Raw genomic sequence first — 13,944 nt, 5'->3', positions numbered from 1 at the left:
CCGGGGAAGGCGCGCGATGCTCAGGCCAGGTGGGCGAGGAACTGGTCGGCGGGGGCCGGGCGGCCGAAGTGCCAACCCTGGCCGGCGTCGCAGCCGATCGCCCGCAGCCGGTCGGCCTGGTCGGCGGTCTCCACGCCCTCGGCGGTGACGGTCAGGTCCAGGGCGTGCGCCAGGGACACCAGCGAGGCGAGGATCCGCTCGTCGGTACGGCTGCCCGGGTCGGTGGCCGGGGCGCGCAGGCCGGCCACGAACTCGCCGGCCACCTTCAGCTCGGTCACCGGCAGGTCCCGCAGGTAGGCGAGGTTGCAGTAGCCGGTGCCGAAGTCGTCGATGGCGATCCGCACCCCCAGGTCGGCCAGCACCCGCAGGGCTCGTACCGGCTCCTCGGCCGTGCTCATCATGGTGCTCTCGGTGATCTCCAGCTGGAGCCGTTCCGGGGGCAGGCCGGTCTGCCGGAGCACGCCCCGCACCTCCTGCACCAGGCCGGGGCGGTGCACCTGGCGGACGGCGAGGTTGACGCTGACGAACGGCCGGTCGTCGTGCCCCGCCGACCAGCGCTCCGCCTCCCGGCAGGCCTCGGCCAGCACCCAACCGCCGAGCCGGACGATCAACCCGGTCTCCTCGGCCAGCCCGATGAAGCTGTCCGGCCGGAGCACGCCCAGCTCGGGGTGGCGCCAGCGGACCAGCGCCTCCATGCCGAGCACCCGCCCGTCCCGCAGGGAGGTCAGGGGTTGGTAGTCCAGAAAGAACTCACCCCCGTCGAGGGCGGTGGGGATGGCCGCCGAGAGGGCGTAGCGGGCGAGCTCGCGACGGTTGCGGTCGGCGTCGAACAGGGCCCAGCGGGCGCCGCCGGCCGCCTTGGCCCAGTGCAGCGTGCTGTCGGCGGCCCGCATCAGCTCACCCGGCGAGGTGCCGGCCACCTGCCGTTCGACGATGCCGATGCTGGCCGACACGGTCAGCTCGTGGCCGTCCACCAGCGCCGGTTCGCTCACCGTCGCCAGGGCCGCCTCGGCGACCTTGACCGCGTCCTCGGTGCAGGCGGTCCGTTCGACCAGGATCACGAACTCGTCCCCGCCGAGCCGGGCCACCAGGTGCTCACCGAGGGCCCGGCGCAGCCGCTGCGCCACCGACACCAGCAGCGAGTCGCCGACCTGGTGGCCGAGGGAGTCGTTGACCACTTTGAACCGGTCCAGGTCCAGGAAGCAGACCCCCACCCGGTCGGCGCCCCGGCCGGGCTCGCCGATCGCGGCGGAGAGCCGTTCGGTGAACAGGGTGCGGTTGGGCAGATCGGTGAGCGGATCGTGGGTGGCCTGGTGTCGGAACCGGGCCTCGCTGTCCCGCAGCGCCCGTTCGGCCTGCGCCCGGGCCACCATCGCGGCCCGCCGGATGGACTCCTGTTCGTCCAGCGTCCGGTCGCGCAGGGCGCGGGCGTACCCGGTGGCCACGGTGGCCAGCAGCCGGGCCATCCGGTCCTCGACCTCGTCGGCGACCAGCCCGAGGTCGCGGACCAGGCGGAGCTGGATGACCTCGATGGTCCGGCCGAGACCCTCGGCGGAGGCGATGTGCGCCGACACCAGCTCGGCGCCGACCTGCTGGCCGATCCGCAGGTCGAACGGCTCAGCCTGGATCGCCATGGCCAGCCGCTCGGTGAGCCGTTGCAGCAGGGACTCCAGCTGGGCCTGGGTCATCGGCAGGTAGCTCGTCCCGGAGACTGCCTTGGCCCAGGCCCGGGCGAAGGCGCCGGGGCAGGTGCGGGCCCCGGCGGCCCCGTCACCCACCGAGACGCCCGACGCCGCCCATGAACACCGCCTGCTCCGCGTTTTCCGCCTGCTCCGGGGACTCCGGACGCCACTGCGGCACCCAGACCACGCCCGGGTCGACCAGCTCGAAGCCGTCGAAGAGCGCGGTCAGCTCGGCCCGGCTGCGGATCGAGAGCTGGTTGTCGGTGCGGCGGTAGACCCGCTCCGCCTCCGCCCGCTCACCGGTCTCGGCGCGACCGTCGTCGCTGGCCTGCGACATCACCAGGTAGCTCCCGGGCGCCAGGGCCGCCCGCACCGTCCGCAGGATCTCCTCCGGCCGGTCCTCGGACGGGATGAAGTGCAGCACCGCCACGATCATCACCGCGACCGGCTGGGAGAAGTCCAGCAGCTTGGTGACCTCCGGATGACCCAGGATCGCCTCCGGCCGGCGCAGGTCCTCCTGGATGACGGTGGCCCGGTCGTTGCCGTTGAGGATCTCCCGGCTGTGCGCCACCGCCACCGGGTCGACGTCGACGTAGATCACCCGCGACTCCGGGTCGATCCGCTGGGCGATCTCGTGCACGTTGCCGACGGTGGGGATGCCGGAGCCGATGTCGAGGAACTGGCGTACCCCGGCGTCCGCCAGGAACTGCACCGCGCGGCGCAGGAATGCCCGGTTGGCCTGGGCCATCAGCGGGGCCTCCGGCACCGCCTCCACCATGGCCCGGGCCGCCGCCCGGTCGGCGGCGAAGTTGTGCGAGCCGCCGAGGTAGTAGTCGTACATGCGGGCCACGCTGGGGCGCTCGATGTCGATCGTGTCGGGTGCCCAGTCCGGCCGCTGCATGCCCTTGCCCCTTTTTGTCAACAGCGCGTGAGTTCCACGGCCCCGTGGGCCACCCGGTATTCTGCCCGCCCGTTGTCGCGGTGCAAAGACCGCGGTCTCTGCGAGGTCGGGTCCTCACCGTACGCAGCCGCACCGGAATGCCGGAGAGGCCCGGTCCGGAACGGACGCGGGCCTCTGCCGTGAGCTGTCGGAGCCCCTAGAACTTGGGGGCGTCCGGGGCCTCCAGCAGCCCGAGCCGCAGCGCGGTCATCAGCGCCTGGGCCCGGTTGGCGGCGCCCAGCTTCTCGTAGAGCTTCGAGATGTGCGTCTTGGCGGTCGACTCGCTGACGAAGAGCTGCTTGGCGATGCCCGCCACGCTCATGCCGTCGGCGAGCAGCCGCAGCACCTGCCCCTCGCGCGGGGAGAGCTGCGGGCCGGACGGGGCCAGCCGGCGCTTCATCGCCTCGGCCAGGTCGGCCGCGGTGAAGGCGCTGGGGGAGGAGGCGGCGTGCCGGGCGGCGGCCACCACCTCGTCGGCCGGGGCGGTCTTCGGCACGAACGCGCTCGCCCCCGCCTCCAGGGCGCCGAAGAGCTGGTCGTCGCCGGCGTACATGGTGAGCACGACGATGCCCATCGACGCGCTGGACTTGCGGAGCGCCCGGGTGGCCTCCAGCCCGCTGCCGTCGGGCAGCCGCAGGTCCATGATCACCACGTCCGGCTGGAGCGCACCGGCCTGGCGTACGCCCTCCGCAGCCGTCGCGGCCTCGCCGACGACCTCGAACTGGCGGTCCCGCTCGAAGGCGTGCCGCAGACCCTTGCGGATCAGGTCGTGATCGTCGACAAGGAGGACCTTGGTACGGGTGGCCGGTGTCGGACTTGTGGTCATCCTCGGGTTACTCCCCTTCTGCTGCTGTGCTGCCGCGCACCTTATCGCGCCGGGGCGAGGAGCCGAGTACCACCGCCACGGTAGTGCCGCTGGGTCGCCGCGGCCTGATCTCCAACCGGCCCCGGATACGTTCCGCCCTCTCGGCCATGATCGCAAGACCGTAGTGCCCGTCGGGGCGCTGGTCACCGATGCCGTGACCGTCATCCGACACTTCGATCTGAGCGTACGGGGGATCCACCTCACAGGTAACCCACAGATTTGCCGCCCCGGCGTGCTTGCGCGCGTTGGTGACCGCCTCCTGGGCGATCCGCAGCAGCTCGGCCTCGGTGGCGGCGGGCAACCGGGCGGTGGACTCGTCCAGCGACAGGTGCACCCGCAGGCCGCCCGACGCGCCCACGGTCCGGGCGTACTCGGCGATCGCGGCGGCCAGGCCGCCGTGCCGGTCCACCTCGCTGCGCAGCTCGAACAGGCTCAGCCGCAGCTCGGTGATCACCCGGGTCACCTCCTGGCGCAGGGTCCGCAGCGACTCGGCGGTCTCCTCCGCGTCCTCGTGCACCGTGGCCAGCGCGTTGTCGATGCCGTAGCCGACCATCACCAGCTCCTGGGCGACGCCGTCGTGGATCTCCCGGGCCAGCCGCTGCCGCTCCTCGTTGGTGGCCAGCGACCGCACCTCGTCGAAGAGCAGCGCGGCCTCCAGCCGCAGGGCCGCTGGCCCGGTCAGCGCGGTCACCCGGGCCACCACCGGCGGCGGGTAGGCGTGGCCGGCGTCCGCCTCGAGGACCACCAGGCCGACCGTCCGGACCCCGGCGACCAGCGGCACGATCAGCGCCGAGACCTCCCCGCCGCGGTGCGAGCGGGACTGGGAGCGGGCCGAGGTCTGCGCCTGCTGGCTGGCCCACGCGTCCGCGATCGCCGAGTCCGCGTCGAGCGTGGTCTCCCAGTCGACCCGGTCCACGCCGACCTGGGCGAGCACCACCAGCCGGCCGCCGCCGCTGGCGGAGAGCACCGCGCCGCGGTCGGTCTTCGCCACCACCCGCAGCTCCTCCAGCAGGTGCTCGGAGATGCCGCCCGGGTCGAGGGTGGCCCCGGGCAGCTGGCGCGCGACCGTCCGGAGCTGGGTCAGCAACCGGGTGGCCTCCGCGTACGGCTGGGGCTTGCCCTCGCCGCGGACCCGCATCACCCGCTGCAGGGTGCGGGCGGTGAACAGGCCGAGCCCGGCGAGGATCAGCCACTGCGCGCAGACCGCGAGGTAGCCGGGCTCGGTGAGCTGCCGACGCCCGTCGACCTCGGTGAACGCGGCGGCGACCAGCAGGGTGGCCGCGGCGACCGCGAGCAGCGCCGCACCCTCGGCGAACCGGCGGCGCAGCGCCGTCACGGTCACCGGCACGGCGAGGTACGCCAGCACCGCCGAGGCGCCCAGCCCGCCGGTCACGCCGTTGAGGTGGGTGTCGGCGGCGACCTGGCTGGCGGCCAGCCCGAGGACGGCCACCTCGGCGAACCGGCTGAGCGGGCCGAGCAGCCGATGCTGGGGGGCGAGGACGGCCGGCAGCCCGGCGACGCCCAGCAGGGCTATCCACCAGAGCTGGGCGACGTCGCGGGTGGCGAAGAGGGTGAGGACGGCGACCAGCGCGAGCAGGACCCCGCGCGCGGCCGCGGCGAGTGGCTGGGTCTGGGGCTGGCTGGGTGTGGAGGCGGGCACGTGACGGATCGTAGTCAGCCTCGGTAGATGTCCGCGATCTCCGCCGCGTACGTCTTGTGCACGACCTGCCGCTTGACCTTCAGCGACGGGGTCAGCTCGCCGGTGGTTTCGGTGAAGTCCTGCGGCAGGATCCGGAAGACCTTGATCGCCTCGGCCTTGGAGACCGCCTGGTTGGCCTGATCGACCGCGCTCTGCACCTCGACCCGCAGGGCCTCGTCCTCCCGCAGCTCGGCGACGCTGATCGTCTCCGGCCGGTCGTGCGCGGCGAGCCACTTCGGCAGCGCCTCCTCGTCGATGGTGACCAGCGCCGCGATGAACGGCTGCCGGTCGCCGACCACCACGCACTGGCTGATCAGCGGGTGCGCGCGGACCTGGTCCTCCAGGACGGCCGGGGCGACGTTCTTGCCGCCGGCGGTCACGATGATCTCCTTCTTGCGGCCGGTGATGCTCAGGTAGCCGTCCTCGTCGAGCCGGCCCAGGTCGCCGGTGCGGAACCAGCCGTCGCTGGTCAGCGCCTCGGCGGTGGCCGCCTCGTTGTGCCAGTAGCCCTGGAAGATCAGGTCGCCGGAGATCAGGATCTCGCCGTCGTCGTCGATCCGGACCGCGACGCCGGGCAGCGGCCGGCCGACGGTGCCGATCTTCGTGCCGGTGGGCAGGTTCGCGGCGGCGGCGGGGGAGGTCTCGGTGAGGCCGTAGCCCTCGCAGATGGTCACCCCGATGCCGCGGAAGAAGTGCCCGAGCCGCGCGCCGAGCGGGGCGCCGCCGGAGATCGCGTCGTGGCAGCGGCCGCCGAGGGCGGCCCGCAGCTTGCGGTAGACCAGCTTGTCGAAGACCGCGTGCTGGGCGCGCAGGGCCAGGCCGGGCCCCTCGGCGGTCTCCAGCGCCTCGCTGTACGCGATGGCGACCTTCTCGGCCCGGTCGAAGATCCTGCCCTTGCCCTCCGCCTCGGCCTTCTGCCGGGCGCCGTTGTAGACCTTCTCGAAGACCCGGGGCACCGAGAGCACGAAGGTCGGCCTGAACTCCTGCAGCTCGCCGACCAGGTTCTTGGTGTCGGCGCAGTGCGCCATGGTGGCCCGGGCCTGCACCACGCCGATCTGGATGAGCCGGGCGAAGGCGTGCGCGAGCGGCAGGAAGAGCAGGGTGGAGGCGCCCGGCCGGAACAGGTTCGGCAGCACCGGCACCGCGTTGGCGATGTCGGCGTACATGTTGCGGTGGGTGAGCACGCAGCCCTTGGGGCGGCCGGTGGTGCCGCTGGTGTAGATGATCGTCGCGATGTCGCCGGCCTTGACCGTCTTGCGGCGTACCTCGATCTCGGCCGCGTCGACCGACTCGCCGGCGGCGACCAGCTCGTCCACCGCACCCAGCTCGATCTGCCAGACCTGGCGCAGCTCCGGCAGGCGGTCCCGGACCCCGGCGACCAGGGTGGCGTGCGCGGTGGACTCCACCACCGCGGCGACCGCGCCGGAGTCGGCGAGGATCCAGGCGGCCTGCTCGGCGCTGGAGGTCTCGTAGATCGGCACGGTGACCGCGCCGGCCGCCCAGATGGCGTAGTCGAGGAGCGTCCACTCGTACCGGGTGCGGCTCATCAGGGCGACCCGGTCACCGGGGGAGATGCCGGCGGCGACCAGGCCACGGGCCACCGCGACGACCTCGTCGCGGAACTGGCGGCAGGTCACGTCCACCCGGGCCCGGCCCTCGGCGCCGGCTGGCGCCGGCCGGACGAACTGCACGGCGTCCGGGGCGACCTCGGCGTTGTCCCAGACCGGATCGGTCAGGTTTGCCGCGTCGCCGACGGTGACGATGGGCGGAACGGAGAACTCGCGCACCTGCACTCCCTCGTGCTCGCACTGGCCGGGCCGGCCCTGGGTCGGCTCTGTCGAAACCTACCCGTCCACTCGAATGGGTGAGGTGGGGAGGCGGCCCGCCCGCCTGGTGGGACGCCGGGCCCGCGCCGCCGACGTCGGCGGCGCGGGGGTGGAGCGACGCGGCCGGGCCCGCCGCCGGGTAGCCTCCCCCCATGGCGGACTCCTCCACCCAGTCGATCATCATCGGCGCGCCACCGGACCAGGTGGCGGCGGTCATCTGCGACTTCCCCAGCTACCCCGAGTGGACCGAAGCGGTGCGGCGGGCGGAGGTGGTCGAGGAGTACGAGGACGGGTACGCCAGCCAGGTCCGGTTCACCATCGACGCCGGCGTGCTGGCCGACGAGTACGTGCTGGCCTACGAGTACGCCGAGGACCTCTCCCGGATCGAGTGGCACCTGGTCGAGCCCTCGAAGATGCAGAAGGCCCAGCGCGGCTCGTACGACCTGGTCGGCAACCCGGACGGCACCACGACGGTGACCTACACGCTCGAGGTCGAGCTCTCCGTGGGCATGCTCGGCATGTTTCGGCGCAAGGCCGAGAAAATGATCATGGATACCGCGTTGAAGCAGCTCAAGCGCCGGGTAGAAGCACCCGGTGCGGCCCACTGACCCGACCGGCGACCCGGTCTGCACGGTAAAGGAGCCGACCATGGGGAGTACGGATCCGGGTTCGGCCCGGGAAGAGGCGGAACGTCTGGTCGCCATGGTGCTGGCGACCGCCCGGCTGGCCGGTTCCAGCCCCGGGGCCGGGCCCTGGGGTCCGCTCGGTGGGATCTTGTCGGGTGTCCTCGGTCACAGTGCCGGCTCCGGCCGGACCGCCGGCGGGGACGGCGCGACGTCCGGCGCCGGCTCCGGGCCCGTCGGTTTTTCCACCGGCTCGGCCGAATGCTGCATCTGCCCGGTCTGCCGGGGTATCGCCGCGTTGCGGGATCCGAGTCCCGAATTCGCCGAGCGGCTGGCCACCGGAGCCGGAGACCTGGCCGCGGGAGTGGCCAGTCTGCTGCGCGCCTTCGCCCCGGCCGAGCCCGCCCGCCCGGCCTCTCCGGCCAGCGCCGGTGGGTCCGCCGGACCGGCCGCCGGAGCCGGGGCGGGGGACCACGTGTGGCGCGAGGCCACCCGTACCGGGCATGATTCTCAGCCGGCACCCGAGCAGGACGTGTGGTCCGCCGCCACCCGGGGGGAGGGCGCGGCCGATCCGGGTGCCGTCGTGCCGCCCGCCGATGGTGCCGGGCCGGACGCGCCGGTGACGATCCGGCCGCCGGCCGGCCGTCCCGTGGTGCCCGCCTCGCGGGCGTCCGGTGAGGTGGGCGAGGACGCACCAGGCGACGGGGCCTGACCACCCGACATCCCGACCTTGCACGGCGGTTCGGGCAGCACAGCAGAGGGGAGTGGCAGCGGTGACGCTGACCATCGGAGTCGACGTCGGTGGCACGAAGGTGGCCGGCGGTGTCGTTGACGACACCGGCAAGGTTCTCGTGCAGGCCCGACGGGACACCCCCGCCGACGACGTGGCCAAGACCCGGGACGTCATCATCGAGCTGGTCGCCGAGCTGGCCGTGGGGCGCAACATCGCGGCCGTCGGCATCGGCGCGGCCGGCTGGATCGACGCCTCCCGCTCCACCGTGCTCTTCGCCCCCAACCTGGCCTGGCGGGACGAGCCGCTGCGGGAGTACGTCAGCAACGCCACCGGCCTGCCGGTGATCGTGGAGAACGACGCCAACGTCGCCGCCTGGGCGGAGTTCCGCTACGGCGCGGCGCGGGAAGCTGACGACTCGATGGTCATGTTCACCATCGGCACCGGCGTGGGCGGCGGCATCGTGCTCGGCGGCGAGCTGCTCCGCGGCGCCCACGGCATCGCCGCCGAGCTGGGGCACATGCTCACCGTGCCGGACGGCCACCAGTGCGGCTGCGGCCGCCTGGGCTGCATCGAGCAGTACGCCAGCGGCAGCGCCCTGGTCCGCTTCGCCCGCGCCGCCGCCCGCCAGGAGCCGCACCGGGCCACCGCCCTGCTGGAGCTGGCCGGCGGCGAGGCCGAGGCGATCACCGGTCCGATGGTGACTGCCGCCGCGAAGGGCGGCGACCCCGTCTCCGCCGAGGCGTTCGCCCAGGTCGGACGTTGGCTCGGCACCAGCCTCGCGGACATGGCCCAGATCCTCGACCCGCAGGTGCTCGTCGTCGGCGGTGGCGTGATCGACGCCGGTGACCTGCTGATGGGCCCGACCCGCCGGTCGTTCACCGAGGCCCTCGCGCAGCGCAGCCGGCTTCCGGTGGCCGAGATCCGCCCAGCCGAGCTGGGTAACAGCGCCGGCGTCATCGGTGCCGCCGACCTCGCCCGTCGCCGGTGAGCGCGAGGAACGCAACGGAGCGGAGTCCCGCGGTCGCGAGCGGAAGGTCGGCCCGGTGACCGAAGCGCCCGGCGGGGTGCCGCTGCGGGTGGTGTCGTACAACATCCACAGCCAGCGCGACGACACGGCCGCGCTGGCCGCGGTGGTGCGGGCGGCCGCGCCGGACGTGGTGATCGTGCAGGAGGCGCCGCGGCGGTTCCGGTGGCGGCAGAAGTCGGCCACGCTGGCCGAGTCGTTCGGGCTGGTGGTCGCCGCCGGCGGCCTGCCGTCGCTGGGCAACCTGCTGCTGACCAGCCTCCGGGTCCGGGTGCGCGGCACCCGCTGCCAGCGCTACCCGCTGACCCCGGGCCGGCACCTGCGCGGCGCCGCGTACGCGGAGTGCCAGGTCGGCGCGGCGCGGTTCCTGCTGGCCGGCTCGCACCTCTCCACCGACCCGGCGGAGCGGCCGGCCCAGGCGGCGGCGTTCAAGCGGGAGTTGGCCGCCGCCACGCTGCCGGTGATCGCCGGCGCCGACCTCAACGAGGGGCCGGACGGGCCCGCCTGGCGGACCGTCGCGGCGGGACTGACCGACGCCGCGGTCGCCGCCGACCGGGCGGACCGGCACACCTACCCGTGCGCCGCCCCGCGCCGCCGGATCGACGCCCTCTTCGTCGACCCGCGGGTGACCGTGGTCGACTACGACGTGGTGGACACGCCGCAGACCCGCCGGGCCAGCGACCACTTCCCGGTCCTGGTGGACCTGCTGCTGCCCGCCGTCGACTGAGCCCGCCCCCCCGGCCGGCGGGGCGGGGCTGGACAACGGCCGGAGTTGTCGGCAGGATTTCGCAGCGACCCGGCACACCGTGCCGCACATAAGGAGATTCCCCGGTGTCCTCCTCCACCGACCTCGGCCGCCCCGATCCGGGGACGACGACGCTCGCCCTGACCCGGGACGGCCGCCCGGTCTCGGACCGGGGTGACACGGTCTGCGTCATCGGGGCCGGGGCCAGCGGCCTCGCCGCGGTGAAGAACCTCGCCGAGCACGGCTTCGGCGTGGACTGCTACGAGCGGGAGACCGGCGTCGGCGGGGCCTGGAACTGGCGGCACGACCGCAGCCCGGTCTACGCCAGCACCCACCTCATCTCGTCCCGGCCGTTCACCCAGTTCCCCGACTTCCCGATGCCGGACGACTGGCCGGACTACCCGCACCACAGCCAGCTGCTCTCCTATTTCGAGCGGTACGCCGACCACTTCGACCTGCGCCGGCACATCTGGTTCGGCACCGAGGTGGTCCGGGTGGAGCCGGTCGAGGGGGACCGCTGGGACGTCACCACCCGCAGCACCGGCGGGTACGGCCCGGAGCGCACCTCCCGGTACGCGGCGGTGGTCGTCGCCAACGGGCACAACTGGTCGCCCAAGCTGCCCCGCTACGAGGGGCTGGAGGGGTTCCGCGGCGAGGTGATGCACGCCTCGTCCTACAAGGACCCCGCGCAGCTGCGCGGCAAGCGGGTGCTGGTGGTCGGCGCCGGCAACACCGGCTGCGACATCGCGGTCGAGGCCGCCCAGCAGGCGTCCCGCTGCTGGCACTCCACCCGCCGCGGCTACTGGTACGCCCCGAAGTACGTCCTGGGCCGCCCCGCCGACCAGGTCAACGACACCCTGCTCGCATTGCGGGTGCCGCTGCGGGTCCGCCAGTGGCTCTACCACTGGACGCTGCGGCTCACCGTCGGCGACCTCACCCGGTTCGGGCTGCCCAAGCCGGACCACCGGGTCTACGAGACCCACCCGATCGCGAACAGCCAGCTCGTCTACTACGTCGGCCACGGCGAGATCACCCCGGTGCCGGAGCTGGCCCGCTTCCACGACCGGTCGGTCGAGCTGACCGACGGCCGGGAGATCGATCCCGAGCTGGTCATCTTCGCCACCGGCTACCTGCCGCGCTTCGAGTTCCTCGAGGCGAAGGTGCTCGGCGACGACGAGGGCGTCGGCCGGCCCCGGCTCTGGCTGAACGAGTTCACCGCCGGGCATCCGACCCTGGCGGTGGTCGGCCTGGTGCAGCCGGACTCCGGCATCTTCACCATCTCGCACTGGCAGAGCGTGCTCTTCGCGCGGCTGCTGCGGCTGCGCGCCGGCCGACCGGACCGGGCCGCCGCGTTCGACCGGAAGGTCGCCGCGGGCATCGGCGAGCGCTACTCCGGCGCGGTCAAGGACAGCACCCGGCACTGGTTCGAGGTGCGCCACGCCGACTACCTGCGCGCGCTCCAGCGCGCCCTCGACGAGCTGGAGGCGAAGTGACCGGCGAGCGGCTGCGGATCGTGCGGGCCCGGGAGTGGGCCCGGCCGGAGCGCCCGGCCCGTCGCGAGGTGCTCAGCGCCGTGCCGCAGCTGGAGCAGGGGCGGCCGCCGCTGCTCTTCGTGCCCGGGTTCGGGCACGGGGCGTGGGCGTTCGCCGAGCACTGGCTGGAGCACGCCGCGTCCCGCGGTTTCCCGGCGTACGCGCTCAGCCTGCGCGGGCACGGCGGCAGCGAGCCGGCGCCGGCGGCGACGCTGCGGTCGTACACCCATGACGTGACCCAGGTGGCGGCGAGCCTGCCGCGGCGCGCGGTGCTGGTGGGGCACGGCGCCGGGGCCCGGGTGGTCGCGCACGCGCTGGCCCGCTACCCGGCCCGGGCGGCGGTGCTGGTGGCGCCGGTGCTCGGTGACTGGGGGACGCTCGGCGCCGCGCTGCGGCGCAACCCCGGCGGGACCCTGCCGGCGGTCTTCGGCGGCGGCCTGCGGCTGAGCCGCCGGCAGCTGTTCAGCCGGGAGCTGCCGGACGGCGAGGCCCGCCGGTACGTCGCCCGGCTGGGCCGGGCCGGCCGGCGCGCGCAGTGGCAGCTGCTGACCGGGCGGGAGCCCGAGCCGGCGGTGGGCCGCCCGCCGGTGCTGGTGCTGGGCAGCCCCGACGACCGGGTGGTGCCGGCCGCCGCGCTGACCCGGGCCGCCCGCCGGTACGCCTCGGCCCCGCTGCTCTTCCCCGGCATGGGTCACGACCTGATGCTGGACGCCCGTTGGCGGGAGCCGATCGACGCGATCCTCGACTGGCTGGAGAAGGACCCGGCGCCGGCGACCGGCTGAGCGACGGCCTTCGGCGCCGGGCCCTGGTCAGTCGGTCCCGCCGAGCCGGGTGAGCAGGGAGCCGCTCTTGTCCAGGGCGCTGAGGTAGGACCGGGCCCAGGCGTGGATGTCGTTGCGGTGCAGGTGCTCCCGCATCGCCCGCATCCGGGCGGCCACGTCGGCCGGCGCCGCCCGCAGGGCGGCGAGCAGCTTCTGCTTGAGCCCCTCCAGGTCGTGCGGGTTCACCAGGAACGCCTGGGACAGCTCGGTGGCCGCCCCGGCGAACTCGCTGAGCAGCAGCGCGCCGGTGTCGTCCACCCGGGCGGCGACGTACTCCTTGGCGACCAGGTTCATCCCGTCCCGCAGCGGGGTCACCGCCATCACGTCGGCGACCCGGTAGAGGGCGGCCAGTTCGGCCCGGTCGAAGGTCTGGGTGAGGTAGTGGATCGCCGGCTCACCGACCCGGCCGAACTCGCCGTTGATCCGTCCGACCTCGCGTTCCACCCGCTCCCGGAGGATCTGGTACTGGCCGACCCGCTCCCGGCTCGGCACCGCCACCTGGACCAGCACCGTGTCGCGGACCTTGACGTGGCCGCTGGCCAGCAGCTCGCTGTACGCCTTGAGCCGCTGCTCGATGCCCTTGGTGTAGTCCATCCGGTCGACGCTGAGGATGACGTGCTCGGGGTCGCCGAGGTCGCGGCGCAGCCGGCGGGCGCGGTCGGTGACCTCCGGTCGGGCGGCGAGCGCGGCCATCTCGGCGGTGTCGATCGAGACCGGGAACGCGCCGACCCGGACCACCCGGTCGCCGACGCCGATCCGCCGGTCCGTGGCGGGCAGGTCGAGCACCTTGGCGACCAGCTGCGCGAAGTTGTGCGCCGCCTGGGGCCGCTGGAAGCCGATCAGGTCGGCGCCGAGCATCCCGCGCAGCAGCTCGGCCCGGCGGGGGAGCTGCATGAACAGCTCCGGCGGCGGGAACGGCACGTGCAGGAAGAAGCCGATCCGCAGGTCGGGGCGGAGCGCCCGGAGCAGGCCGGGGACCAGTTGCAGGTGGTAGTCCTGCACCCAGACCAGCGCGTCCGGCTCGGCGACCCCGGCGGCGGCCTCGGCGAACCGCTGGTTGACCCGCTGGTACGCCTCCCACCAGCGGCGGTGGTATTCGGGCTGCTCGACGGCGTCGTGGTAGAGCGGCCAGAGGGTCGCGTTGGCGAAGCCCTCGTAGTGGTCGCGGAGGTCCTCGGTGGTCAGCGGCACGGTGTGCATGCGGACGCCGTCCACCTCCGGCAGGTGGGGCGCCGGGCCGGTGCCGCCCGCCCAGCCGATCCAGGTGGCCGGGGTGTGTCGCAGCAGGGGGTGCAGGGCGCTCACCAGGCCGCCGGGGCTGCGGCGCCATTCGCAGGCGCCGTCCGGCGCCACACTGTCGTCGATGGGGAGGCGGTTGGCCACCACCACGAGGGGGCTCTGTCGCATCTCGGGCATTCCGATCAGCAGAAGGCTGACCGCCACGAGCGGGGAGG

At 74.0% G+C, this 13,944-nt stretch carries 12 protein-coding genes; 6 read left to right on the top strand and 6 right to left on the bottom strand.

Annotated elements, in window-relative coordinates; all coding sequences use genetic code 11:
• Positions 1-20: 20 nt before the first annotated feature.
• The 5 genes from EV384_RS29745 to EV384_RS29725 form a co-directional block, all read right to left on the bottom strand.
• Entirely contained in the window at positions 21-1,688 is a 1,668-nt protein-coding gene (locus EV384_RS29745) for a putative bifunctional diguanylate cyclase/phosphodiesterase (protein WP_130340897.1), read from the bottom strand.
• Positions 1,689-1,770: 82 nt separating this feature from the next.
• The gene (locus EV384_RS29740) at positions 1,771-2,583 is read right to left on the bottom strand and encodes an SAM-dependent methyltransferase (protein WP_130338547.1); all 813 of its coding nucleotides are present in this window, start codon (positions 2,581-2,583) and stop codon (positions 1,771-1,773) included.
• 196 nt (positions 2,584-2,779) lie between these two features.
• Positions 2,780-3,448 carry a response regulator transcription factor gene (locus EV384_RS29735; protein ID WP_007072219.1) on the bottom strand — a complete coding sequence of 223 codons (669 nt, stop codon included), beginning with the start codon at positions 3,446-3,448 and terminating at the stop codon, positions 2,780-2,782.
• Between the two features lie 7 nt (positions 3,449-3,455).
• Positions 3,456-5,147: a sensor histidine kinase gene (locus EV384_RS29730; RefSeq protein WP_130338545.1), complete on the bottom strand. Its 1,692-nt coding sequence runs from the start codon at positions 5,145-5,147 to the stop codon at positions 3,456-3,458.
• A gap of 14 nt (positions 5,148-5,161) precedes the next feature.
• Positions 5,162-6,973 carry an AMP-dependent synthetase/ligase gene (locus tag EV384_RS29725; protein ID WP_130338543.1) on the bottom strand — a complete coding sequence of 604 codons (1,812 nt, stop codon included), beginning with the start codon at positions 6,971-6,973 and terminating at the stop codon, positions 5,162-5,164.
• A 191-nt stretch (positions 6,974-7,164) separates the two neighbouring features.
• On the opposite strand from EV384_RS29725, the gene EV384_RS29720 reads away from it, so the two are divergent.
• From EV384_RS29720 to EV384_RS29695, 6 genes are all read left to right on the top strand, one after another.
• Complete coding sequence (locus EV384_RS29720) at positions 7,165-7,620, top strand: SRPBCC family protein (RefSeq protein ID WP_130338541.1); 456 nt, start codon at positions 7,165-7,167, stop codon at positions 7,618-7,620.
• 40 nt (positions 7,621-7,660) lie between these two features.
• Entirely contained in the window at positions 7,661-8,347 is a 687-nt protein-coding gene (locus tag EV384_RS29715) for a hypothetical protein (protein WP_130338539.1), read from the top strand.
• A gap of 52 nt (positions 8,348-8,399) precedes the next feature.
• Complete coding sequence (locus tag EV384_RS29710) at positions 8,400-9,356, top strand: ROK family glucokinase (RefSeq protein WP_207232508.1); 957 nt, start codon at positions 8,400-8,402, stop codon at positions 9,354-9,356.
• A gap of 55 nt (positions 9,357-9,411) precedes the next feature.
• Positions 9,412-10,119, top strand: a complete 708-nt coding sequence (locus tag EV384_RS29705; RefSeq protein ID WP_130338535.1) for an endonuclease/exonuclease/phosphatase family protein — start codon at positions 9,412-9,414, stop codon at positions 10,117-10,119.
• A gap of 104 nt (positions 10,120-10,223) precedes the next feature.
• Entirely contained in the window at positions 10,224-11,630 is a 1,407-nt protein-coding gene (locus EV384_RS29700; RefSeq protein ID WP_130338533.1) for a flavin-containing monooxygenase, read from the top strand.
• The gene (locus EV384_RS29695) at positions 11,627-12,451 is read left to right on the top strand and encodes an alpha/beta hydrolase (RefSeq protein WP_130338531.1); all 825 of its coding nucleotides are present in this window, start codon (positions 11,627-11,629) and stop codon (positions 12,449-12,451) included. Before EV384_RS29700 ends, EV384_RS29695 begins: the two co-directional genes overlap by 4 nt.
• Before the next feature lie 27 nt (positions 12,452-12,478).
• Here the strand turns inward: EV384_RS29695 and EV384_RS29690 are convergent, their stop codons facing one another.
• Positions 12,479-13,897 carry an alpha,alpha-trehalose-phosphate synthase (UDP-forming) gene (locus EV384_RS29690; RefSeq protein ID WP_130338529.1) on the bottom strand — a complete coding sequence of 473 codons (1,419 nt, stop codon included), beginning with the start codon at positions 13,895-13,897 and terminating at the stop codon, positions 12,479-12,481.
• Positions 13,898-13,944: the final 47 nt, after the last annotated feature.

The sequence above is a fragment of the Micromonospora kangleipakensis genome, from assembly GCF_004217615.1.
In the GTDB taxonomy this organism is placed as follows: domain Bacteria; phylum Actinomycetota; class Actinomycetes; order Mycobacteriales; family Micromonosporaceae; genus Micromonospora; species Micromonospora kangleipakensis.
The sequence above is the reverse complement of the archived record's forward strand: the minus strand, read 5'-3'. Positions and strand labels throughout refer to the sequence as shown.